The 22,717-nt window shown below is 60.3% G+C and carries 19 protein-coding genes and 1 tRNA gene; 15 read left to right on the top strand and 5 right to left on the bottom strand.

Annotation, left to right across the window (positions count from 1 at the left end; genetic code table 11):
- Nucleotides 1-78 precede the first annotated feature (78 nt).
- On the bottom strand, nucleotides 79-864 hold the full coding sequence (locus BM160_RS08770; protein ID WP_255368767.1) for a GntR family transcriptional regulator: 786 nt from the start codon (nucleotides 862-864) through the stop codon (nucleotides 79-81).
- A gap of 138 nt (nucleotides 865-1,002) precedes the next feature.
- Here BM160_RS08770 and BM160_RS08765 point away from each other — a divergent pair, with 138 nt between their 5' ends.
- The 8 genes from BM160_RS08765 to leuD all read left to right on the top strand — a co-directional run bounded on the left by BM160_RS08765 (nucleotide 1,003) and on the right by leuD (nucleotide 9,560).
- Nucleotides 1,003-1,998 (top strand): Bug family tripartite tricarboxylate transporter substrate binding protein, encoded by a 996-nt coding sequence (locus BM160_RS08765; protein ID WP_092003628.1) that lies wholly within the window; start codon nucleotides 1,003-1,005, stop codon nucleotides 1,996-1,998.
- Between the two features lie 22 nt (nucleotides 1,999-2,020).
- Nucleotides 2,021-2,785 carry a maleate cis-trans isomerase family protein gene (locus BM160_RS08760; protein WP_092003625.1) on the top strand — a complete coding sequence of 255 codons (765 nt, stop codon included), beginning with the start codon at nucleotides 2,021-2,023 and terminating at the stop codon, nucleotides 2,783-2,785.
- A gap of 126 nt (nucleotides 2,786-2,911) precedes the next feature.
- The gene (locus BM160_RS08755; protein WP_218156598.1) at nucleotides 2,912-4,126 is read left to right on the top strand and encodes an FAD-dependent oxidoreductase; all 1,215 of its coding nucleotides are present in this window, start codon (nucleotides 2,912-2,914) and stop codon (nucleotides 4,124-4,126) included.
- Between the two features lie 150 nt (nucleotides 4,127-4,276).
- Nucleotides 4,277-5,299: a porin gene (locus tag BM160_RS08750; RefSeq protein ID WP_092003703.1), complete on the top strand. Its 1,023-nt coding sequence runs from the start codon at nucleotides 4,277-4,279 to the stop codon at nucleotides 5,297-5,299.
- 7 nt (nucleotides 5,300-5,306) lie between these two features.
- Nucleotides 5,307-6,290 (top strand): hydroxymethylglutaryl-CoA lyase, encoded by a 984-nt coding sequence (locus BM160_RS08745; protein WP_092003623.1) that lies wholly within the window; start codon nucleotides 5,307-5,309, stop codon nucleotides 6,288-6,290.
- The gene (locus BM160_RS08740; protein WP_092003620.1) at nucleotides 6,287-7,480 is read left to right on the top strand and encodes a CaiB/BaiF CoA transferase family protein; all 1,194 of its coding nucleotides are present in this window, start codon (nucleotides 6,287-6,289) and stop codon (nucleotides 7,478-7,480) included. Before BM160_RS08745 ends, BM160_RS08740 begins: the two co-directional genes overlap by 4 nt.
- Nucleotides 7,477-8,910, top strand: a complete 1,434-nt coding sequence (locus tag BM160_RS08735) for a 3-isopropylmalate dehydratase large subunit (protein WP_092003617.1) — start codon at nucleotides 7,477-7,479, stop codon at nucleotides 8,908-8,910. The genes BM160_RS08740 and BM160_RS08735 overlap by 4 nt, the downstream gene beginning before the upstream one ends.
- On the top strand, nucleotides 8,907-9,560 hold the full coding sequence (gene leuD / locus BM160_RS08730) for a 3-isopropylmalate dehydratase small subunit (protein ID WP_092003614.1): 654 nt from the start codon (nucleotides 8,907-8,909) through the stop codon (nucleotides 9,558-9,560). Before BM160_RS08735 ends, leuD begins: the two co-directional genes overlap by 4 nt.
- Nucleotides 9,561-9,735: 175 nt before the next feature.
- Here the strand turns inward: leuD and BM160_RS08725 are convergent, their stop codons facing one another.
- Nucleotides 9,736-10,401: a c-type cytochrome gene (locus BM160_RS08725; protein WP_092003611.1), complete on the bottom strand. Its 666-nt coding sequence runs from the start codon at nucleotides 10,399-10,401 to the stop codon at nucleotides 9,736-9,738.
- Nucleotides 10,402-10,535: 134 nt separating this feature from the next.
- On the opposite strand from BM160_RS08725, the gene BM160_RS08720 reads away from it, so the two are divergent.
- The 7 genes from BM160_RS08720 to BM160_RS08690 all read left to right on the top strand — a co-directional run bounded on the left by BM160_RS08720 (nucleotide 10,536) and on the right by BM160_RS08690 (nucleotide 19,538).
- Entirely contained in the window at nucleotides 10,536-11,378 is an 843-nt protein-coding gene (locus BM160_RS08720; protein ID WP_092003607.1) for an AAA family ATPase, read from the top strand.
- Between the two features lie 16 nt (nucleotides 11,379-11,394).
- Complete coding sequence (locus tag BM160_RS08715) at nucleotides 11,395-11,622, top strand: hypothetical protein (protein ID WP_092003604.1); 228 nt, start codon at nucleotides 11,395-11,397, stop codon at nucleotides 11,620-11,622.
- Between the two features lie 2 nt (nucleotides 11,623-11,624).
- Entirely contained in the window at nucleotides 11,625-12,218 is a 594-nt protein-coding gene (locus tag BM160_RS08710; RefSeq protein WP_092003599.1) for a GNAT family N-acetyltransferase, read from the top strand.
- Nucleotides 12,208-13,446 (top strand): vWA domain-containing protein, encoded by a 1,239-nt coding sequence (locus BM160_RS08705; protein WP_092003595.1) that lies wholly within the window; start codon nucleotides 12,208-12,210, stop codon nucleotides 13,444-13,446. Before BM160_RS08710 ends, BM160_RS08705 begins: the two co-directional genes overlap by 11 nt.
- A 21-nt stretch (nucleotides 13,447-13,467) precedes the next feature.
- Entirely contained in the window at nucleotides 13,468-15,471 is a 2,004-nt protein-coding gene (locus BM160_RS08700) for an autotransporter assembly complex protein TamA (RefSeq protein WP_092003591.1), read from the top strand.
- A 74-nt stretch (nucleotides 15,472-15,545) separates the two neighbouring features.
- Nucleotides 15,546-19,412: a translocation/assembly module TamB domain-containing protein gene (locus BM160_RS08695; protein ID WP_255368761.1), complete on the top strand. Its 3,867-nt coding sequence runs from the start codon at nucleotides 15,546-15,548 to the stop codon at nucleotides 19,410-19,412.
- Nucleotides 19,413-19,463: 51 nt separating this feature from the next.
- Nucleotides 19,464-19,538, top strand: a tRNA-Arg gene (locus BM160_RS08690).
- Between the two features lie 399 nt (nucleotides 19,539-19,937).
- On the opposite strand, the gene BM160_RS08685 is transcribed toward BM160_RS08690, so the two are convergent.
- The 3 genes from BM160_RS08685 to BM160_RS08675 form a co-directional block, all read right to left on the bottom strand.
- Complete coding sequence (locus BM160_RS08685; protein ID WP_092003585.1) at nucleotides 19,938-20,510, bottom strand: hypothetical protein; 573 nt, start codon at nucleotides 20,508-20,510, stop codon at nucleotides 19,938-19,940.
- Between the two features lie 53 nt (nucleotides 20,511-20,563).
- A complete protein-coding gene (locus BM160_RS08680; RefSeq protein WP_092003582.1) occupies nucleotides 20,564-20,785 on the bottom strand; it encodes a CsbD family protein in 222 nt (73 codons plus the stop codon).
- Nucleotides 20,786-20,996: 211 nt separating this feature from the next.
- On the bottom strand, nucleotides 20,997-22,619 hold the full coding sequence (locus tag BM160_RS08675) for an ABC transporter permease (protein WP_092003700.1): 1,623 nt from the start codon (nucleotides 22,617-22,619) through the stop codon (nucleotides 20,997-20,999).
- Between the last annotated feature and the right edge of the window lie 98 nt (nucleotides 22,620-22,717).

Below are 22,717 nucleotides of genomic sequence, written 5' to 3'. Positions count from 1 at the left end.
GACAGCAATGGTGCGGCGGCCTCGATGTCCACTCGCCGCACAGCCACCGAGTGCACCAACCCGCACTCAAACAGCGCATTACTGAATGCGAGTGGTGAGCTCCTTGCTGATCCACACATTGGCGGTATCGGCTTCGTCAGAACGAGACAATTTCATTTCGTACTCGTATCTGTCGGGTCGGTACAGCCCTTGAAGCCACTGAACAGGCCTAGCCTCCCCATCAAAGACAATTCGACTGACAGCAAGCAGGGCCGTTCCAACAGGCACTGCGAGATGGCGGGCAACCAGACTGTCGGCTTGCCTGGCCGACACGGTTTGAGTGGCGCTCGAGATCTGGACTCCAGCCTCTTCAATCAGCGTGAGGATGGGCTTGCGTTCGAGTTGACTCTTGGTCAGCCCACGAGAACTGATGGCAGGCAGCCACGCGACAATATAAGAGACAGGCCCGTCGCTTGTACTGCGGAGCCTCACCACACGTAAAACTTCAGCACCCACATCTACCTGCAGTGCGGCCGCCACTGACTCCGTCGCAGAGATACGCTCGTGCTCAAGAACTTTAACCGTGGTGTGCTGATTGATGGCAACAAGCTTATCCAGCAGATGGGGGCGGACAGATCCTGCTCCGCTCCCGGCTGAAGCACCGCTTGCATCTACCCGTCGGGTTCCACGCCCGGCGGTTCTTTCGATGAGACCTTCAGACGCCAGATTGCTGAGAGCCTTCCGAATGGTGACTCTTGAGACTTCAAATTCGGTAGTTAACTCAAGCTCGCCTGGAAATTTTTCGTTGTAAAAACCCTCGAGAAGTCGCTCTTTCAGGACGAGGTACACCTGGTGGTACTTCGGCAAAGGCATGGACTGTTGCATAAATTAAAATTTATTTGTATGATTATAGGTACAATGGAACAATAAACACGGACACTCTTGATTGTCTTCGGCACATGGGCGGAATTTAAGGACGCTCATCTGTCAATACGGATTCAACGTCGACAGGGTAAACGATTCATGATCTCTTCACTGTGCCTCAAGGTTTTTCTGCAACGCCGTACCATGCTCTTAACTGCCCTCGCTCTAGCGCTGGGCAGCAACGCGATGGCGCAGGATGCGTATCCGAACAAACCAGTCAAACTGATTGTTCCCTTTGCTCCCGGCGGTACCGGAGACATCGTTGCCCGGTTGATTGGCCACAAGTTGGGAGAAGGGTTTGGCCAAAGCGTCGTCATTGAAAATCGCGGAGGGGCCGGGTCCCTCATCGGAACCGACGCAGGAGCCAAGGCGGCGCCAGACGGCTATACGTTGACCATCACCAATGGGGCCGCCATTACAACCGGCCCATTGATCGGGCAGAAGCTGCCCTACAAACCGATTGATGACTTCGTTCACGTGTTTTTGATCGGAAGCTTCCCCAACATGCTGGTGGTCCGCGCCGACCATCCTGCAAAGACACTAAAGCAATTTCTGGAAATTTCGAGCAAAGACCCAAAGGGCGTCAGCTGGGGCTCAGCTGGCGTAGGGTCCGCCGGATTCCTGGCGGGGGAGCTTCTTCAGCAACTGGCAAAGATCAGCATGGTGCATGTGCCATACAAGGGAACGGGCCCCGCCGTCACGGACCTGGTCGGCGGCTCCATAGGCGCCATGCTGACAAGCCCGGCAGTCGCAGCTTCTCAAATCAGTTCCGGAAAACTTCGGGCGCTGGCAGTAAGCAGCGCTATGCGATTGCGCGATTACCCTGACGTTCCGACCATGAATGAAACCATTCCTGGCGCCATCGGTGACGCGTGGTTCGGAGTATCGGTGCCAGCAAAAACACCGCGTCCCGTGATCGAGAGGATTCGCGCCGAACTCGAAAAAGTCACCCAGAGTCCCTTGCTCCGCGCGCAGCTTCAACAGGCTGGAATAAACCCCATGGGTCTTGGCCCCCGGGAATTCGACAACTTCCTCCGGCAAGAAACCGCAAAGTGGGCTCCTATCCTCAAAGCCGCCAAGATCACTATCGAATAAGCGCGAAAAAGGAGCTGCTTCCATGAAAGTCGAATATGCCTCAAAAGGCTTGATTGGGCTGCTGACGCCACAAGCCAACACAACCGTCGAGCCCGAGTTCTCAGTACTGCTGCCACCAGGCTATGCACACATCAACGCCAGGCTTGTGAGCAAAAAAGAGACCATTGAAGGGCGCTTGCTAGATTACCTTCGCATTGCCGATCAGACGGCAGACCAATTTGCCAACGCTCCAATTGAGGCGCTCGCTCTTGGGTGTACGGGCGCATCGTATCTGGCAGGGCGCGAGCAAGAGGAGAGCTTGCTGGAACAGTTGGGCGCAAGGAGAGGCATCACGGCCTTCACGGCGGCGACCGCACTTGTGGATTGCCTGGCTCAAATGGGCGCGCGACGCATCGCCTTGGCAACACCTTATCCCGAAGGGTTGACACAAAAGAGCGTGAAGTACTGGGAATCGCACGGACTGACGGTTGTCAAGGAAGCTTCGGCCGCCTTCAATTCAACCAACTTTCATCCCATCTATTCCCTAAGCGCCGCGCAAGCCAACAGTGTTCTTGGCGAACTGGGCTCCCTGGCCGGTGTGGATGCTCTGGTCATGCTTGGAACGGGTATGCCCACGCTGGAACCCTTGCTGCAGGCAAACAGGGAGGCGAAAGGTGTCCCCGTCCTGTCATGCATGTTGTGTCTTGCCTGGAAAGCTGTAGAGCTTGTGAATCCGGGCGGTCATTCAATCCAAAGCTGGCTCGTGGGTGAGCACTGGGCTCCTCGCCTAGAGGCTCTAAAACACTAAGACGGCTACCTGATGCGGCGCTCATCCGAATCAATTGTCCTATTGTAGAAATATTAAGCAACGAACAGTTCATGGCGAACTGCTCACTCAAGTTGCCTCCCTCCACTCAACTTTCCTGCACCTAATATGAATACGCGAAAACTGGCCGATCAACGTGTGATCATTGTCGGCGCCGGGCCTGTCGGCCTCACTACTGCCATGCTTCTAGGACACTACGGAATCGAATGCCTGGTTCTGGAAGCCGCCGCCGAAGTGCCTCATGATCTGCGCGCTTCCACGTTTCATCCTCCGACACTCGACATGCTCGAAGATTTCGGCATCACGTCGCGGCTGATAGAGGCCGGTTTGGTGGCGCCGACCTGGCAAGTGCGGTGGCACACCACCGGCGAGTTTGCGGAATTCGATCTCTCAATCCTGAAAGACCACACTGCCCACCCCTATCGCCTCCAATGCGAGCAATGGAAGTTGGCCGAGTATCTACTGGAGCACATTCGGGACAGGCTGCCTGGAATTGAGGTGTTGAACGGCCATCGCGTGCAAAAATTTTTGCAGCACGCCGATAGCGTCGATGTGGTGGCGCAAGGTCCGGATGGCGAACTTCAGTCGTTCACCGGCGCCTACCTGATCGGTGCGGATGGTGCCAGAAGCATAGTCCGGTCACAACTGGCCCTGGCGTTTGATGGACATACTTTTCCAGAAACCACGGTGCTGGCGACCACCAGCTTTCGTTTTCACGAGCATATTCCGGACCTGTCCTTCATCAACTACTGCTGGAAGGAAAGCGGCACATTCAGCCTGCTGCGTCTGCGCGATCTGTGGAGGGTGAGCCTCTACCCCCGCGACGGAGAATCGGATGAAGAAGCCGTGGCGCCCGCCTCGATTCAAGCCAAGCTGCAGGAAATCCATCCGAAGGCGGAGCCCTATGACGTTCTTGAAATCAGGCCTTACCGGATTCACCAGCGCGTTGTGCAGCAGTATGTTCACGACCGAGTGGTGCTCGTCGGAGACGCCGCACACATCAACAGTCCGAGTGGTGGTATGGGCATGAATGGCGGCATTCATGACGCCTTCAACCTTGCTGAAAAACTCAGTCGAATTTATGCCGGAGAAAGCACGGAACTGCTCCAGCTGTACGAACGACAGCGTCGACCGATTGCTGTGAAGCACGTACTCGAGCAGTCAGGCCGGAACCGAGCGCGCATGCAGGAGCGGGACACAGAAAAGCGAAGGCGGTCATTAACAGATCTCCAGCAAAAAGCATCCGACAAGGCATTAGCGACTCAATACCTGCTGGAGACATCGATGATCAGCGGCCTTCGCGAGGCCACGGCGATTCGCTGAGCAGTATACGCAACAGATACGGACACCCGTCCTCCATTCCGGCCTTTTCTCGCTAGAGGGAGCCGGCCGGGCTTTTCTAAAAACCAAGATAAATCGAGGAGAACTGCAATGAAATTAAGGCCTTTTGCGACAGGAGCGACTTTGCTCTGCATGCTGCAAGCCGCAGCAGCGCAAACCGGACTGACCCTGTATGGAATTGCGGATAGCGGCGTTCGCTACGCGTCAGGCCTGAGCACGGCAAATCGGCCGGGCACGGGGACTGTACTGGGCATTTCCAGTGGCGTGAACCGCACCTCCCGATTTGGCTTTCGTGGCCGGGAGGACCTCGGCGGCGGAAATTACGCGATCTTCAACGTCGAGTCGGGCCTGGCCCTGGACACAGGCGCCAACGCTGACACGAACAAGTTCTGGGATCGGATGAGCTACGTCGGGCTACAGACGCCTTGGGGCACCGTTACCCTGGGCCGACACACCAACCTTCTGGCAGACACACTTGGCGTCATTGACCCGCTCGCAATTCGATTTGCCGGGTTCAACCCCAATGTCCAGTTTGGTGCGCTCTCTGCACATGGCCTGGGATCCGAGTTCGGATCAACCGGCGGTTCTACAACCGGTTCATACCGCATGGACAACTCGCTCAAGTACGCAGTCAATCTGGGAGCGGTGACCTTGAAAGCCATGGCCGGACCGGGCGAAGCAAGCGGAGGTGACCGAAGCAGCAGCGGCGTCGGAGCCGGCTATAAAGCTGGAGCCTTTGAAGCCCAGATCGCCTATATGACATTAAAAGGAACGGGGGCCCAGAAGCTCAATGCCTACATTGCGGGCGGGGCACTGCGCACTGATCTAGGCCATTTCAAGCTGAGCTACGCCCATAATGACGCCGATCTGACTGCCACCTCCTCAACCGGACATCGAACTGTCGGCGTGGGCTACAGCTCCAAGCTGTCGCCAAGCCTTGAGCTCACGTTGTCTTACTACGATATGAAGCGAAGCAGGACCAAGCTGAGTAATGACGGATTAGGTCGCGCAATCGCATTTCTTGAATACTCGTTGTCCAAGCGATCCAAGCTGTATGCGGAGCTGGATCATACGGACTGGCGAAGCGGTTACCAAGGCGCCGGGTTCAAGGACAAGGCGACTGCGATGACGCTGGGCATCGTGCACAACTTTTGATTCAGCAATGCAAGATCAACGGGCGAATCAATCATCTGCATCAGAGCGTGCACGGGCTAGTAGCACGAGTACGCAAGTAACAGTAAGCGAAGTGGGCCCACGTGATGGGCTACAAAGTATTTCGCAACTCATGAGAACCGCGGACAAGAAAGCCTGGATTCATGCGCTGTATAACGCTGGATTACGGGAAATCGAGGTGGGATCTTTTGTTCCCGCCAAGGTACTTCCCCAGATGGCCGACACTTCGGAACTTGTCGAGTATGCGAGCAGACTGCCAGGACTTGCCGTTGCGGTATTGGTGCCGAATCTGAAAGGTGCGGAAGCAGCCGTCCTGGCCGGCGCAAACAAAATCACAATTCCTTTTTCCTGCAGCGAAACCCATAGCCTCAAGAACGTCAGGCGTACGCATGAACAAATGATTCGTGAGATACATGCAGTCGGTGACTATCTGCAATCGTTGCCGAAGCAAACTCGTCCTCACTTTGAAGGGGGCTTGTCGACTGCATTTGGCTGCACGCTGGAGGGCGACGTTCCCGAGTCAAGAGTGGTTGATTTTGCGGAGATTCTTATCAAGGCAGGGTGCGACGAAGTGGGTCTTTCTGATACGACTGGCTACGCAAATCCAGCGCAAGTCCGACGCTTGATAAGGAAAGTTCACGAACGCGTCGGAGCCGACAAACTCACCGGCATTCATTTGCACAACACCAGGGGGCTTGGCCTGGCAAACGCGGTTACCGCAATTGATGAGGGATTGACCACCATAGACGCCTCTCAAGGCGGGTTGGGCGGTTGCCCATTTGCGCCTGGCGCCAGCGGCAACATCGTCACGGAAGATCTTGTATTCATGCTGGAAGCAATGGGCATCTCCACCGGAATTGACTACGGTCGATTGATGGCCGCCCGTCAACTGCTGAGCGATGCCCTTCCTGGCGAGCCTCTCTACGGCATGGTCCCACTGGCGGGACTGCCAAAAAATTTTAAATCTTCATGAACCAGATTTCCGACCTACCCCTACATGGCTTGTTAGTGGTCGAGTTCACACATATGGTGATGGGCCCGAGCATGGGCCTGATCCTCGCCGACCTCGGCGCAGAAGTCATCAAGATAGAGCCCTTGGAGGGAGACAATACGCGCCGCCTGACCGGCTCGGGCGCCGGTTATTTCCCGATGTACAACCGCAACAAGGCCAGTCTTGCCATAGACGTGAAGTCCGCTGCCGGGCGTGATGCCACTTTGCAACTACTAGATACAGCAGACGTTGTAATTGAGAATTTTCGTCCAGGCGCCATGGATGCGCTCGGCTTGGGATTCGAAGCGGTGTCGGCTCGCAACCCGAAAGTCATTTATTGCTCAGGCAAAGGATTCCTGAGCGGACCTTACGCTCATCGCACCGCGCTGGACGAAGTGGCCCAGATGATGGGAGGCCTGGCCTATATGACCGGTACGCCGGATAGGCCCATGCGGGCGGGTGCCTCTGTCATTGATGTGATGGGCGCGATGTTCGGAGTCATCGGGATCATGGCTGCCCTGGAACAGCGCCATCGTGACGGAAACGGGCAAAAGGTGACGACGGCGCTCTACGAAACCACGGCATTTCTGGTTGGACAGCACATGGCTCAGTTCGCCGTGACAGGAAAGGCTGCCCCGCCCATGTCACAACGCCAGTCAGCTTGGGCGGTTTACGACGTGTTCGAGGTCAAAGACCACAACAAAGTTTTTGTTGCCGTTGTCAGTGACACGCAATGGCGCAGCTTTTGCAAAGCCTTCACCCTGGATGAGCTGGCGGCTGATCCTTCACTTCACAAAAACAATGATCGTGTCCGGCAAAGAGAGCGCATCATGCCGATCATTCGGGAGCGTTTGGGTTCGCTGACGCAAGCTGAGTTGATGCAAAAACTGGAGGAAATCGGCCTGCCTTTTGCTCCGGTGGCCAAGCCTGAGGACTTGTTTGAGGATTCGCAACTTAATGCGGGCGGACTGCTGACAGTCACTCTTCCCTCGGGTAAAAACACAAAATTGCCGGCACTGCCAATAGAAATGGGCTCGCGCCGCATGGGTGTGCGCCGGGATTTGCCAAGCATTGGTTCGGGGGGCGCTCAAGCACTCCTTGCTGCCGGCATTTCACCGGATCAATTGCAGAAGATGCAGGATGCGGGTGTATTGCGGATCGAAGACCAATGACCAAGAGGCCCCCTCAATCGCTGTTTGAAAAAATCTGGTCACGGCGCCGCATCGCCGACCTTGATGCCGATGGTAGTCTGGCGCTTGTGCACATCGACCGGGTGATGCTCCACGAGCGAACCGGTGGCGTTGCCTTGCGGTCGCTTTCCGAGCGCAAGCTTCCGGTAAGAAGGCCCAGTCAAGTCTTTGCCACGATTGACCATATCGTCGATACCAGACCAGGGCGGACGGACATCACCTTGATGCCGAGTGGGACGAATTTCATACGCGCAACCCGGGAAGAGGCTCACAAGGCAGGAATTCACCTTTTCGATATCGACGATCCGCGCCAGGGCATCGTTCACGTCATTTCACCTGAGCAAGGAATTGTTTTACCAGGCATTACTTTGGTGTGCCCTGACAGCCACACCTGCACGCAAGGTGCGTTCGGTGCGCTCGCGTGGGGAATCGGCTCGTCCGAGGCTGAGCATGCGCTGGCAACGCAGACCTTGCGCGTAAGAAAGCCTCGTTCCATGCGGGTTCTATTCAACGGGCGTTTGGCAGCGGGCGTAAGTGCGAAAGACATGGCTTTGGCGCTCATCGCCCGGTACGGCTCAGACGGTGCCCAGCGCTGTGTCGTCGAATTCGACGGGCCTGCAGTTCGCGAACTGTCCATCGAGGCGCGTCAAACCTTGTGTAACATGGCGGTAGAGTTCTCGGCATTCACAGCGTTGATCGCGCCCGACGAGCAGGTGTTTGATGCACTGTATGGACGCTCATTCGCACCAAAAGATTCCCAATGGGATCAGGCCGTCGCATTTTGGCGCACGCTTCGAAGCGACGACGATGCAGATTTCGATGCTGAGTTACAGATGAATGCCTCTGCATTGTCCCCCATGGTGACGTGGGGAACAAGCCCCCAACACGCGTGTGGGGTCGATGAGTTCGTTCCAGACCCAGAAGCGGCTGTCGAGGCGCGCTCCGCAGAATCCGCATTTCGCGCACTGGCATATATGGGCCTGAAGCCTGGCGACAGACTTGCCGATCTTCCGATCCAGGCCGCCTTCATCGGTTCATGCACGAACAGCCGTCTGTCAGACCTCGTCACTGCGGCCGCGATACTGCGTGGACGGCGCGTTGCTCCCAACGTTCGGGCGATTTGCGTACCAGGCTCCACCAGCGTGAAGCGCGAAGCCGAGGCCTTGGGTCTTCATCGTGTGTTTATCGACGCTGGTTTTGAATGGAGGGAAGCCGGATGCTCGATGTGTTTCTTTGCAGGGGGTGAAAGTTTCGGAGAATCTGAACGGGTCATAAGCACGACTAACCGCAACTTTGAAGGACGCCAAGGCCCCCAGACAAGAACACATTTGGCGAGTCCTGCGACGGTTGCCGCTTCGGCACTGGTTGGTCGCATCGCCGATCCAAGAGTTTTTTTTGAGAAAACACAATGACACCCTTCGTTCGGCATGTAGGAATTGCAGCCGCTCTACTACATCACAACATCGATACCGATGCAATCATCCCTTCACGTGAGATCAGAACCGTAGGGAAGGATGGACTTGCGCACGGGCTGTTCGCAAACTGGCGTTATTGCGATGTTGCGACGCGCGAGCCAGAACCAGACTTCGTACTGAATCAGCCCCAACAACACGGAACCACTATTCTGCTCACCGGACGAAATTTTGGATGCGGTTCTTCGCGAGAACATGCCGTCTGGGCGCTGGTCGAGTGGGGGATTCGGGCTATTGTCGCGCCAAGTTTCGGGGCTATTTTTTTTGAGAATTGCATTCGCAATGGAATTGCGCCTGTTGTCTTGCCAGAGTCGGACGTTAAAACGCTAGCCAATTCCGTGTCTTCCGACCCACAAGTACACTTGCTGACCGTAGATCTGATGCGACGAGAACTACTTGGTCCCAATGGAATATCGCACTCCATAAATTTAGGTGAAGAGGAGCGCGACCAGTTATTGACGGGATTAGATCCAATCGGCAGGACGCTTCAGCAACACTCTACGCAGATAGAGGCTTTTGAGGCCGAGGATCGAATTTGCCTGCCTTGGATGTATGTTTCGACCGAAGACTACAAGACGACATACCCATGATCGACTAACGACTCCCCACCTTCACGCTGCAATGCATGGACGTGTGAAATCCAAATAAAACGGGATTTGGAAACGAAAAAGCCCCCTACTGAACTTCAGTAGGGGGCTCATACATTCAACGCATTAATTGAATGCTGTGCTGAAACAGCGACTATTCAATCAGGCTTTGACGGCTTCAGCGGAATTCGCTCTGGGGAACCACCTTGAGCGAACCAGGCACCGATGACAGGTAGCCGGCCAGCAACTTGAGTTCGGCATTGCTGTATTGCTTGACCATGCCACCCATGATGGCGTTGCCGCGGCCAACCTTGGGGTTGTTCTCGATTTTGTAGGACTTGAGCGCCACGAACAGGTAGTCCGCATGCTGGCCGCCAATCTTGGGATAAGCCGGATCTATGGGGCTGCTGAAATCGGCACCATGGCAAGACGCGCAATTGGCCTTGTTGAGCAAAGCCTGCACTTCGGCGCTTGGCGCCTTGACCTGCTTGGCGGAAGCTTCGGCACCAGCCACCACACCATGGGCACTGTAGTAAGCCGCCAGATCGGCGATATCCTGATCCGTCAAGGAATCGGCAATGTTGCGCATGGTCGGATGTTTGCGCTCACCTTTTTTGTACTCATGAAGCGCCGCTTCGATGTACTTGGCGCCCTGACCGGAAATCATGGGAACCTTATAGACCTCTGGAAAAGAGGCCTGATAGCCCTTGATGCCGTGGCAGCCGATGCACATGGCATTCTTGGTCTGGCCGGCTTTGGCGTCGCCCTTGATGTCCTGAGCAAGGCTTGAAGCCGTCACACATGAGACAGCTAGAGCGAATATCGTGGTCAACAGCTTATTCATTTTGCGCGCACAATCAGGTGAGAATTCATCGTATAAAACAACCGCCGATTATATCTGTGCCGGCCCAAACGAACTGCCGTCTGTCAATAAGCTGCTCCAAGACCTTTCAATTCCACCACGCCTCCTCCACAAACATGAAATTCCAAGGCTCAAAGAACTACGTCGCCACCCCGGACCTGATGCTGGCGGTCAATGCCGCCTCCACCCTGAAACGGCCGCTGCTGGTCAAGGGTGAGCCCGGCACCGGCAAAACCATGCTGGCTGAGGAGGTGGCACAGACGCTGGGCCTGCCGCTGTTGCAGTGGCACATCAAATCGACCACCAAGGCGCAGCAAGGCCTGTATGAATACGACGCGGTGTCGCGCCTGCGCGACTCGCAGCTGGGTGACGCGAAGGTCAAGGACATTCACAACTACATCCTCAAGGGCGTGCTGTGGCAGGCCTTCACGGCAGAGCAACCAGTGGCGCTGCTGATTGACGAAATCGACAAGGCCGACATCGAGTTCCCCAACGACTTGCTGCGCGAAATCGACCGCATGGAGTTTTACTGCTACGAAACCCGCGAACTGATTCGCGCCAGGCACAGGCCGCTGGTGTTCATCACCTCCAACAACGAAAAAGAACTGCCCGACGCCTTTTTGCGCCGCTGCTTTTTCCACTACATCAAGTTCCCCGACGCCGACACCATGAAGCAGATCGTCGACGTGCACTTCCCCGACCTCAAGAAGGAATTGCTGGCGTCCGCCCTGAAAACCTTTTACGAGGTGCGCAACCTGCCCGGCCTGAAAAAGAAACCCTCCACCAGCGAGCTGCTGGACTGGCTCAAGCTACTGGTGGCCGAGGACATTCCACTGGAAGCACTGCAAAGCAGTGACCAGAAAATCGCCGTACCGCCGCTGGTCGGTGCGCTGCTCAAGAACGAGCAGGACGTGACCTTGTTTGAAAAACTGGTGTTCATGCAGCGCAACAACCGCTAATTCACAAGGCCTACTCATGAACCAAAAATCATTGCTGCTTGAGGGCCTGTCGGACGCCATTGGCTTCATGGGCGGCGCGCTGCTGGGCTACTGGATAGGTCGTCTTTTGGGCCTGGATATTTTCGCCGAGGGCTATGGCAACAGCGCCATAGGCGGCATTGTGCTGGTGGGGCTGGGCGGCGGGCTTGGCCTGCAGCTGGCGCGACGCTGGAGAAAACGCCAGAAAGCCAAGGAGGAGAGCTGAGCATGGCTTTTGTTGAACCCGTGACTCTGGAGGCACGCGGCGTGCGGCTGCTGCCGCTTGAACTTGCGCACGAAGCCGGCCTGAAAGCCGCCGCCGCCGACGGCGAACTCTGGAAACTGCGCGTCACCTCGGTGCCCGAACCCCACGAGACGCGCGCCTATATAGAGACCGCCCTGCAGACCGGCAACCGACTGGCTTTTGCCGTCACCCATGCTGACAGCGGCAAGGTGCTGGGCACCTCCAGCTTTCATGACATCGTGCCGGCGATCAAACGCGTCGAGATTGGCTACACCTGGTACGCCGCCAGCAGCCAGCGCACCCACGTCAACACCACGGCCAAGCTGCTGCTGCTCACGCATGCCTTCGAAACCCTGGCCTGCCATGTGGTGGGCTGGCGCACCGACAACTTCAACTTCGCCAGCCAGCGCGCCATTGAACGGCTGGGCGCAAAAAAAGACGGCGTGATTCGCGGCCATGCGCTGCGCCGTGACGGCACGATTCGCGACACCGTGATGTACAGCCTGCGCGCCGGCGAATGGCCCGAGGTCAAGGCGCAGCTGCTCTACCTGCTCAACAGGCCACGCCATGCTGATTGATTTTTTCTACACCCTGCGCTCGGCCAAACTGCCGGTATCCGTCAAGGAATACCTGATGCTGCTCGAAGCACTGGAGGCCGGCGTCGTCGGCCCCAACAGTGAAAAAAATGACGCCAACGACGGCGAAGGCGAGAACGGACATACAGGCGAAGGCGCCTGGAAGATCGACGACTTCTACTATCTCAGCCGCACCGTCCTGGTGAAGGATGAAAAGCACTACGACAAGTTTGACCGCGCCTTCGCGGCCTACTTCAAGGGTGTGGAGATGATCGCCGACTTCACCAAGGACATTCCGCTCGAATGGCTGCGCAAAAACCTGGAGCTCGAACTCAGCCCCGAGGACAAGGCCAAGATAGAAAAAATGGGCTGGGACGAGCTCATGGAAACGCTGAAGAAGCGCTTTGAAGAGCAAAAAGAGCGCCACGAAGGCGGCAGCAAGTGGATAGGCACGGGCGGCACCTCGCCCTTTGGCGCCAACGGTTTCAATCCGCAGGGCATACGCATAGGCCAGGAAAAAAGCCGTAACCGCAGCGCCGTCAAGGTCTGGGACCAGCGCGCCTACAAGGATTACGACGACACGCAGGAGCTGGGCACGCGCAACATCAAGGTCGCGCTGCGCCGCCTGCGCAAGTTCGCCCGTCAGGGCAACGTGGAAGAGCTGGACCTGGACGACACCATACGCTCCACCGCCGCCAACGCCGGCTGGCTTGACATCAAGATGCGGCCCGAGCGCCACAACAATGTGAAGGTGCTGCTGCTGATGGACGTGGGCGGCACCATGGACGAGCACATTCACCGCGTCGAGGAAATGTTCTCCGCCGTTAAGGCCGAATTCAAGCACCTGGAGTTCTATTATTTCCACAACTGCGTCTACGACTTCATGTGGAAAAACAACCGCCGCCGCTTCAGCGAAAAGTTTCCGACCTGGGACATCATTCGCAAGTACAACAAGGACTACAAACTGATCTTTGTCGGCGACGCCACCATGAGTCCCTACGAAATCCTGCAGCCCGGCGGCAGCGTGGAATACAACAACGAGGAAGCCGGCGCCGAGTGGCTGCAGCGCCTGACCAACACCTTTCCCAAGTTCGCCTGGATCAACCCCGAGCCGCAAGGCGTCTGGCAATACCGCCAGAGCATCGGCGTGATTCAGCAACTGATGGGTCAGCGCATGTATCCGCTGACCATCAAAGGCCTGGAAGAAGCGATGCGACTGCTGTCCAAATAATCACCAAGTAAACTGGGTGCCGTGACCCATCCCAGTATCTATTGCACCTGGACGGCCACCGCCGGCCATGTCTTGGCCCGCTTTGCCGGCCGCTCCCGCATTGTCCCCGCCCTCCTCGCCCTGTCTGCGATGGCTCTCATGCCTGCAGCCCGAGCACAAAGCGCCACGCCTGCAGTGACTGACGGCATGGTCTCCACGCCGCCTTCCAGCGTCACGCAAACCGCACCGGCCCCCACACCGCCTCCTGAAAGCGTGGCTCCCGTCGCTACACCGCAAGGTTCGGTTGGTCCCGGCAATGCCGAGCCCGAAGTCAGCGCTTTTGACATTAGCGTGCGCGCCCCGACCGCATTGCGCGAGTTGCTGGAAAAGCATCTCGAGCTGCAGCGCTACCGTGCCGTCACCGATCTGGACGAGGCCGAACTGGCCAGGCTGATCGTGCTGGCCGAGCGCGATGTGCGCAACCTGGTCGGCACGCAGGGCTACTTCAGCCCCGACATACGCATCACGCATGAAACCGGCCCCAATCAACGCCCTACCATCGTGGTGGCCGTCGATCCAGGCGCAGCCACGCGCATAGGCCCTGTCGCCATCAACTTCGAGGGTGATATTGCCGACTCAGCCGATCCGGATGCCGTGGCCCAGCGCAACGACATCCGCAAGGACTGGCGCCTGGCCAGCGGCCAGCGTTTCACACAGGATGCCTGGGACAGCGCAAAGACACAGGCCTTGCGCGAACTGGTCGCCCGCCGCTACCCCGCCGGCAAGCTGGCCGACAGCCTGGCCGACGTAGACGCACCGGAGCAAACCGCCAGCCTGAGCCTCAAGCTTGATTCCGGCCCACTTTATCGCCTGGGCCCTATGCAGATCACCGGCGTGCAGCGCTACGACCCGGTGCTGGTGTCGCGGCTGGCCCGTTTGAACGTCGGTGCGGTCTACGATCAGAACCAGCTGATGCAAGCCCAGCAACGCCTGGCCTCCAGCGGTTACTTTAATTCGGCCTATATCTTTGTCGATCCCGAAAGCGATCCGCAGGCCGCGCCGGTACAGGTACAGGTGCGGGAAGCCAGGCTGCAAAAAATCATTCTGGGCGTGGGCGCCACCACCGACAGCGGGCCACGGGCATCGGTGGAGCACACCCACCACCGCGTGCCCGGCACCGACTGGCGCGCGGTCACCAAGCTGCAGCTGGAAAAAAAATCGCCGTTCGCGCAAACCGAGTGGACTTCCATGCCCGACGAAGCCAGCTGGCGCTGGGTTGCCCTGGGCCGCACCGAGCGCATAGACGACGACCAACTGATAACCCGCGACCAGCGCCTGCGTTTTGGCCGCACCCAATCCGGCGAGCGCATTGACCGGAACATCTACCTGCAATACGACCGGGCCTCGGTGCAGGGTGCCGGCCTGCTGGGCAATACCGCTGCCGACACCGGCGACGGCTCGGCCATCACCGCCAACTACGTCTGGACCGGCCGCTATTTCGACAGCGTGCCTTTCCCTAGCCAGGGCTACGGCCTGGGTTTCGAGCTGGGCGGCGGCACCACGCTGAGCGACAAGCGCCAGCCCTTTACCCGCCTGGTGGGCCGCTGGCTGGGCATTCAAACACTGGGCCGTGGGCGTATTGCCATGCGCGCCGAAGGCGGTGCCGTGCTGGCCAATGACTCGGCCCGCATCCCCAGCGCCCAGCTGTTTCGCACCGGTGGCGACAGCACGGTGCGCGGCTATGGCTACCGCGACATCGGCATCCCGCTGGCCAACGGCGTGATTGGTCCGGGCCACTACCTGGCCGTCGGCAGCGTGGAATGGCAGCGCCCCATGATGGTTGACGGCCGGCCCAGTGAATGGGAAAACACCTTTTTTCTGGATGCCGGTGCCGTGGCGGAGAAACCGCAAGATATGCGCCCCTCCGTCGGCATAGGCACCGGCGTTCGCTGGAAAAGCCCCATTGGCCCCTTGCAGATTGACCTGGCCTATGGCGTCAAGGTCAAGCGCCTGCGGCTGCATGTCAGCGTGGGCTTTGTTTTCTGATGACTAGCGCCAACACTCCCACCCCACAGCCGGCGCCAGCTGCGCAACCCACGCCCGCCAAACCAGCACGGCGCATGCTGAAAACGGTCGCGCTGGCCGGCAGCGGCATGGTGGCGATGGCCGTGGCTGCCACCGCTGCGCTCTGGTGGTGGGCCGGCACCGACGGCTCGCTGGCCACCACCCTGCGCTGGCTGGAGCAGTCACAGCCCCTGACGGCTACCCACGCCACCGGCTCGCTGCGCACCGGCGGCCACCTGGATCAGTTGCTGTGGCAGCAAGACGGCCTGAGGGTTGAGGCACACGATGTCAGTCTGGCCTGGCAGCCCTGGTCGCTGCTGCATGGCACGCTCAAGCTGGACCGCCTGGCCGCCGCCAGCGTGCTGGTGGATGACCAGCGCCCGCCCTCATCGACCCCGGCTGCCCCGCCCACAGCGCTCAATCTGCCGCTGCCGATGGCGCTGGATGCTTTGTCCGTGGGTCACTTCAAACTGAGCGGGTCGACGACATTTGCCGCCTCCGGCATTTCCGCCCGCTATGCCTTCAACGGCCTGTCGCACCAGCTGGAATTGCTCAGCGCCGAAGTCGCCAGTGGCCGTTACAGCGGCCGCGCCGCTTTGTCTTCGCACGGCCCGCTGACGCTGGACGCCAGCCTGTCCGGCGCTCTGAGTGCGCCCCTGCCCAATAGCCAAACCGCCCTGCCACTGACCTTCCAGGCCACGGCGCGCGGCCCGCTCACGGAACTGCTGGTCAAGGCCGAGCTGCAAATGACGGCCCCGCCCGCCACCGGCCGGCCTGCCCAGCCACAACCTCAGGCCAGCGCCACGGCACGCGTCACCCCCTGGGCCGCGCAGCCGCTGCCGCAAGCCGATGCCAGCTTTCGTGACCTGGACATCGCCGCGCTGTGGCCAGACGCACCGCAAACCCTGCTCAACGGCAGCGCCAGCGTGCGCCCGCAGGGCAATAGCGCAACGCCGGCCTGGTCGCTGCAGCTGCAAGTGGCCAATCGCCTGCCCGGCCCCTGGGATCAGCACCGGCTGCCACTGGAACGAGTCGAGGCCCAAGGCGAATGGCGTAATGGTGCGGCCATGGTGCGCACGCTGAAAGCCCAGTTGGGCGGCGGCGAGCTGCTGGCCAGCGGCGAATGGACAGAATCCTCAAGCGCGGCGACGCCAAGCTGGAAGCTGCAGGCCACGCTGCGACAGGTCAACCCGGCGCTGCTGCACGGCAAATTCGCTCCGCTGCCGCTTGACGGTCAGGCCCAGGTAAGCAGCCAGGGCCAGACCATCAGTTTTGACACCAAGCTCCTTGCGGCCGGCAACGGCAGCAAATCCTCTCCCTTCAAGCGACAGGCCGCAGGCCAGTTGCACCTGCGCGATGCCAGCGCTACCGGCAGCTGGAACTCCCAGCAGGCTGGCGGCACGCTGCGGCTGTCGGCCTTGCGCGTGCGAAGCGATGAAGCGGAACTACAAGGTCAGCTCGAAGCCCAACCCTCGGCGCAAGGCGGCAAGGCCACGCTGACACTCACGGCCCCCGGGCTGCAAGCCAAGCTGCAAGGCGAATTGCGGCCGGGCAGCGGCGCCGGCGAGCTAAGCCTGCACGGCCAGGATGCGGCCAAAACCCTGCGCTGGCTGCAACAGCTTCCGGGCCTGCCGGCCGCCCTTCAATCAGCCTCGGCCAATGGGAATGCGGAGCTGCAAGCCAGCTGGCAAGGCGGTTGGCGCGATCCGTCACTGCAGGCCAGGCTTAGCGTGCCTACGCTGGATTGGCGCCAGACCGGCTCCGCGTCCGCCAACGCCACCGCCGCCGCCGCCGCCGCCGGCCCGGGAGAGCTCAAAATCCGCGCGCTGCAAGCCACGCTCTCGGGGCGCCTGAGCCAGGCCCAACTCAGCACGCAAGGCCGCCTTGAAATCGACCAACGGCGCTTCAGCCTGCAACTGACGGGCGAAGGCGGCCGCGTCAAGCCGGGCGCGTCCCTCAGCGCATCAAGCTGGCAAGGCCTGCTGAAAGAACTCAGCCTGAGCATGGAAGATCCAGCCCTGGGCAGCGGCGCCTGGCGGCTGGCAACACGCACCGCGCTGCCGCTCAAATGGACACCTGGCGACAAGGGCGGGGCCTTTGAAAGCGGCGCTGGCGAAGCGGTCTTGAGCGCCCCCTCCGGCGCGCTGTCAGCAGCCACGCCCAACCAAGCCAGGCTGTCCTGGCAACCCGTGCGCTGGCGGCCCGGCCAACTCGTCACCGCCGGCAAGCTCAGCGGCCTGCCCATGGCCTGGATAGAGTTGCTGGCCGGCCCGCAGATGGCGGGCGCAGGCCTGGGGGGCAACCTGCTGTTCGATGGCGAATGGGATGCCATGCTAGGAGACAGCTTGCGGCTCAAGGCCAGCCTGGCGCGCAGCAGCGGCGACATCACGGTGCAGGCAGAAACCGCACAGGGCACGACGGCGCGCGTAGCGGCCGGCGTGAAGCAGGCGCGGCTCTCGCTGCTCAGCGAAGGCAATGAGCTGAGCCTGGCCTTGCGCTGGGAGAGCGAGCGCGCCGGTACGGCCGAAGGCCGGCTGTTGACGCGCCTGGCGCGCACGCCCAACACCGAGGGCGGGAACTGGCATTGGCCTGTGGATGCGCCGCTCAATGGCCAGCTGCGAGCGCAGCTGCCGCGCATCGGCGTCTGGTCGGTGCTGGCACCACCGGGTTGGCGGCTGCGCGGCTCGCTGGGCGCCGACGTGGCGATCAGCGGCACGCGCACGGCGCCCGCACTGGCTGGCGAACTGCAGGCCAATGACCTGGCCCTGCGCTCGGTCGTCGATGGCATAGAGTTTGGCAACGGCCGCTTGCGCGCCCGGCTCGACGGCACCCGCATGCGCATCAGCGAGTTCAGCCTGCAGGGCGCTGGCGACAAGGGCACGGGCGGCAGCCTCACGGCTCAGGGCGAGGCCGGCTGGATAGACGGCAAGCCTCAGGTGCAACTGGATGCCAAGCTGGAGCGGCTGCGTGCCAGCATTCGCACCGACCGGCAGATCACCCTGTCAGGCCAGGTGCAAGCCAGCCTCAAGAACCAGCAAGCCGAGCTCACCGGCAAGCTCACCGTCGACCAGGCCCGCATCATCCTGCCCGACGAAGGCACGCCGCAATTGGGCGATGACGTGATCGTACGCACCGCCCGTGGCGTCGCCGCCGGCCAGAAGGCGCCGGCAGAAACCAGCGCGCCGACTGGCACGCAGGAGAACCGCCCCATCAAGCTGGTGGTCCAGCTCGACCTGGGGCCAGACTTCCGCATCCAGGGCAAGGGCCTGGACACCCGGGTTCGCGGCAGCCTGAGCCTTAACGGCGACTCGCTGCGCGAGCCCCGGCTTACCGGCACGGTCAGAACCTCTGGCGGGCAATACCGCGCCTATGGCCAGCGCCTGGATGTGGAGCAAGGCGTGCTGCGCTTCACCGGCGCTATCAACAACCCGGCACTGGACATACTGGCGATTCGCCCCAACCTGACACAGCGCGTCGGCGTGCAGATCACCGGCACCGCCCTGCTGCCCTATGTGCGCCTGTACGCCCAGCCCGAGCTGCCCGATGCCGAAAAGCTGTCGTGGCTGGTGGTGGGCCGCGCCTCGGCCGACGGCGGCGCCGAAGCCGCGCTGCTGCAGCAGGCCGCCCTGGCCCTGCTGGGCAGCAAGAGCGGCGGCATGTCGGGCGGCCTGGCCGCCTCGCTGGGCCTAGACGAGCTGTCGTTTCGCGGCGCCTCCAGCAAGGCCGATGGCACCACCACCGAAAGCGCAGTCACCCTGGGCAAGCGCTTCTCGCGCAATTTCTACGCCGCTTACGAACGCAGCATTTCCGGCGCCCTGGGCACGCTGTATGTGTTTTATGACTTGTCACGGCGCTTCACCATCCGCGCCCAGGCCGGCAATCAAAGTGCCGTGGATCTGATCTTCACCATCCCCTACGATTAAGCGCTCCTGCCAGCGCATACAATTCGTCTTCTTCGCAACTTGCCAAGATGTGCCGCCATAGTTCAATGGATAGAACGAGTGCCTCCTAAGCGCTAGATACAGGTTCGATTCCTGTTGGTGGTACCAGACGATCGAATCAAACAGTCTCATAACCCCTCAAAACCCGCATGTTTAATGGCATGGCGGGTTTTTTATGGTCTCAAAACAGGGGACAAGCAGACCGATGGCGGTGGTATGCATCTAGGGGTGAAGACGAGCGGCAAACAACAGGCGTAAAAAAGCCCACTGAAAGCGGGCTGGATAATGGACGTGGGCTCTTACGCGACCCACGTTACGGCAATTCACATGCAGGAACTCAGATTATTTTTTTCGTCTGGTGAGTTCTTGATCGACGCGCCGGTGTGAGATTCGGCTTGCCTGGCCAGGCAGTCCCGAGTGCCTGTGGCTCATCGGGAAGTATGGATTATACCGGAATGTGAAAAAGCCGCGCTTAGAGCGCGGCTTAGTGCGATGCCAGCGAGCCTCTTACTTCATGTCGTATTTGGCTTTGGCATCGTTTTGGCAAGTGTCTTTGGCCACACCTGCCAGGCTGTCGCAGCGCTCCTTGGCTGCCTTGTAGTCGGCTTCGCGGGTCTCCGTGCTGGCGGTTTTCTTCGCGTCATTCACGGCTGTCGTCTTTTCCTTGCTGCTATCAGCGGTGACCTTGGCCACCTTGGCGTCTTCCTTGGCTTTCACATAGGCAGCCTTGGCGTCCTTGACGCAGACATCCTTGGCGTTGCCCGCCAGGTCATCGCACTTTTCCTTGGCCGTGTCATAGGCGGCGTCCGCCTTGGCCAGGGCGACCTTCTCGGTATTTTTGGCACCAGGCTGATACTGGGCAGTCAGTTCGGCCTTGGCGACTTTCTCCGTGCCCTTGGCTTCGGCCTTGCAGATGTCCTTGGCGTTGCCCTTCATGACCTCGCATTTTTCACGGCTGGCCTTGTAGTCGGCCGAAATCTGCGCTTCCTGGGTTTTGTATTCTGCTTTGGTCATGGCCATGACATTGCCAGCAAAGGCACAAGACATGGCGACCGTCAGCATGATCAGTTTGATTTTCATCGTTAATCCTTGGCTAAACATTGAATGGGAAATATGGCGTGCAGCCCTGGGGCTCAATAGCGCTCAAAGAAATTCGTCGGATTGCGCTCACGCCATTGGGTGACTTGGGTTTCGGCCTCTTCCAGGGTCAGGCCGTGGCGCTCCTGGAGCTTGCCCAGCAACTGGTCACGCTTGCCGGCAATCACGTCCAGATCATCATCTGTCAGCTTGCCCCACTGCTCCTTGACCTTGCCCTTGAACTGAAGCCAGTTACCTTCGATACGATCTTGGTTCATAGATTTCTCCTGGGGTGATGATTGAAAACTCTGCTCTGGCCGGTTGACGTTTTTCGTCGGTGTCACCAAGCGTTTGCAGATGGAGAAATCGTAGGCGCGCAGCGGTCCGGCGCCGGTAGGTCCACAGATTTGACGGGCGTAGTCTCATGACTACACGGCTTGCAGGACATATGCACCCGCGCCGAACCGGTCGGCGTGCGAACACCGCGCGCTAGCGGGCGCGCAAGGTGCGGCTCAACAGAACCACGGGCAACAAGCCGACCAGCACCAGCACCAGCGCGGGCAAGGCGGCCTCGCCCAGGCGCTCGTCGCGGGCCAGCTGGTAGGTGACCACGGCCAGGGTGTCGCTGTTGAAGGGGCGCAGCACCAGGGTGGCCGGCAGCTCTTTCATCACATCCACAAACACCAGCAGGCCGGCCACGGCCACCGAGCGTTTCAGCAAGGGCCAGTGCACCCGGGCCAGCAGACCGGCCCCGGTGATGCCCAGCATGCGCGCGCTGTCATCAAAGCTGACCGGAATCCGGGAGTAGCCGCTCTGAATGCTTTGCAAGGCCACCGCGCTAAAGCGCACCAGATAAGCCCAGACCACGCCCAGCACCGTGGCCGTGACCCAGTAACCGGCGCCCGATTGCGGCGCGGCCGCCTGCAGCCAGCCCACCGGCAGCAGCAAGCCGACCACAATCACGGCGCCCGGAACGGCATAGCCCAGGCTGGCCAGATGGGCGGCCCAGCGGTTCAGCGCATGCGGCTGGCTGCGCACCGCAAAGGCCAGGCTCAGGGCCAGCGCGGTGGCCAGCACGGCACTCAAACCGGCCAGCCACAGACTGTTCATGGTCCAGTTGAAAAACTGGTCCCAGAGCAGGTTCTCCCAGCCCAGCACCAGCGGGCGCAGCATGAACAGCACCGGCAGCACAAAGCCCAGCGCAATCGGCGCGGCGCAGACCAGCCAGGCCAGGGCCGCACGCCCACCCCGCAACTGGACCGGCGCGGCATCGGCGGCGCCAGCGCGCGCGCCCCGGCCAGCGGCAAAGCGCATGCGCTTTTGCGCGCTGTGCTCCATGCGCAGCAACAGCGCCACCACGATAAGCAGCACGGTGGCCAGTTGCGCGGCGGCCATGCGGTTGTCCATGGACAGCCAGGCCTTGTAAATACCGGCGGTAAAGGTCTGTATGCCGAAATAGCTGGAAACGCCGAAATCGGCCAGCGTTTCCATCAGCGCCAGTGCCACGCCGGCGGCCACCGCCGGTCGCGCCAGCGGCAAGGCCACCGCGCGAATGCGGCGCGACAGCGGCGCGCCCAGCAGGCGGGCCGCTTCCATCAGATGCACGGCGCGCTCGGACAAGGCGGTGCGTGCCAGCAGATAGACATATGGGTAAAGCGCCACCGTGAACACCAGCACGGCGCCGCCCAGGCTGCGGACCTCGGGCAGCAAGCGCCCCTGCAGCCCGAAACTGGCCCGCAGCCAGCTCTGCAGCGGCCCGCCGTATTGCAGAAAGTCGGTATAGGCATAAGCCATCACATAGGCCGGCATGGCCAGCGGCAGCAGCAAGGCCCACTCAAACACGCGCCGGCCCGGAAACTCGAACAGCGTGACGGCGCTGGCCGTCGCCATGCCGACGGCGGCCACGCCAGCGCCCACCAGCAGACACAGCCACAAAGAGGTCCAGGTGTAGTCGGGCAACACCGTCTGCAGCATTTCCAGCAGGATGGCGCGCGCCTCGCCGTTGAACTGCAACCAGGACAGTGCCACGGCCAGCACCGGCAGCGTCAGCAGGCCGACCAGCAACAGCAACAAGGTGGTGGGGACAAAACGAACAAAAATACGACGCAGCATGTAGGCCTGAAAAAAGGCCATCGCCGGCGCGGGCCGTGCCCCAGCCGGCGTGCGCCGTAGTGTCTGCAGTCAGTCACTGCAAATGAGAATTGTAAGCA

This window comes from Polaromonas sp. OV174 (genome assembly GCF_900112285.1).
GTDB lineage: Bacteria > Pseudomonadota > Gammaproteobacteria > Burkholderiales > Burkholderiaceae_C > Polaromonas.
This window is presented reverse-complemented; position numbering and strand designations above follow the sequence as displayed.

What these genes read in the sequence shown, in the direction of transcription:
- BM160_RS08715 (WP_092003604.1), top strand. Translation starts at nt 11,395, where the DNA reads ATGAACCAAAAATCATTGCTGCTTGAGGGCCTGTCGGACGCCATTGGC.
- BM160_RS08760 (WP_092003625.1), top strand. Translation starts at nt 2,021, where the DNA reads ATGAAAGTCGAATATGCCTCAAAAGGCTTGATTGGGCTGCTGACGCCA.
- BM160_RS08675 (WP_092003700.1), bottom strand. Translation starts at nt 22,619, where the DNA reads ATGCTGCGTCGTATTTTTGTTCGTTTTGTCCCCACCACCTTGTTGCTG.
- leuD (WP_092003614.1), top strand. Translation starts at nt 8,907, where the DNA reads ATGACACCCTTCGTTCGGCATGTAGGAATTGCAGCCGCTCTACTACAT.
- BM160_RS08750 (WP_092003703.1), top strand. Translation starts at nt 4,277, where the DNA reads ATGCTGCAAGCCGCAGCAGCGCAAACCGGACTGACCCTGTATGGAATT.
- BM160_RS08755 (WP_218156598.1), top strand. Translation starts at nt 2,912, where the DNA reads ATGAATACGCGAAAACTGGCCGATCAACGTGTGATCATTGTCGGCGCC.
- BM160_RS08740 (WP_092003620.1), top strand. Translation starts at nt 6,287, where the DNA reads ATGAACCAGATTTCCGACCTACCCCTACATGGCTTGTTAGTGGTCGAG.
- BM160_RS08695 (WP_255368761.1), top strand. Translation starts at nt 15,546, where the DNA reads ATGCTGAAAACGGTCGCGCTGGCCGGCAGCGGCATGGTGGCGATGGCC.
- BM160_RS08725 (WP_092003611.1), bottom strand. Translation starts at nt 10,401, where the DNA reads ATGAATAAGCTGTTGACCACGATATTCGCTCTAGCTGTCTCATGTGTG.
- BM160_RS08685 (WP_092003585.1), bottom strand. Translation starts at nt 20,510, where the DNA reads ATGAAAATCAAACTGATCATGCTGACGGTCGCCATGTCTTGTGCCTTT.
- BM160_RS08705 (WP_092003595.1), top strand. Translation starts at nt 12,208, where the DNA reads ATGCTGATTGATTTTTTCTACACCCTGCGCTCGGCCAAACTGCCGGTA.
- BM160_RS08720 (WP_092003607.1), top strand. Translation starts at nt 10,536, where the DNA reads ATGAAATTCCAAGGCTCAAAGAACTACGTCGCCACCCCGGACCTGATG.
- BM160_RS08765 (WP_092003628.1), top strand. Translation starts at nt 1,003, where the DNA reads ATGATCTCTTCACTGTGCCTCAAGGTTTTTCTGCAACGCCGTACCATG.
- BM160_RS08735 (WP_092003617.1), top strand. Translation starts at nt 7,477, where the DNA reads ATGACCAAGAGGCCCCCTCAATCGCTGTTTGAAAAAATCTGGTCACGG.
- BM160_RS08680 (WP_092003582.1), bottom strand. Translation starts at nt 20,785, where the DNA reads ATGAACCAAGATCGTATCGAAGGTAACTGGCTTCAGTTCAAGGGCAAG.
- BM160_RS08710 (WP_092003599.1), top strand. Translation starts at nt 11,625, where the DNA reads ATGGCTTTTGTTGAACCCGTGACTCTGGAGGCACGCGGCGTGCGGCTG.
- BM160_RS08745 (WP_092003623.1), top strand. Translation starts at nt 5,307, where the DNA reads ATGCAAGATCAACGGGCGAATCAATCATCTGCATCAGAGCGTGCACGG.
- BM160_RS08770 (WP_255368767.1), bottom strand. Translation starts at nt 864, where the DNA reads ATGCAACAGTCCATGCCTTTGCCGAAGTACCACCAGGTGTACCTCGTC.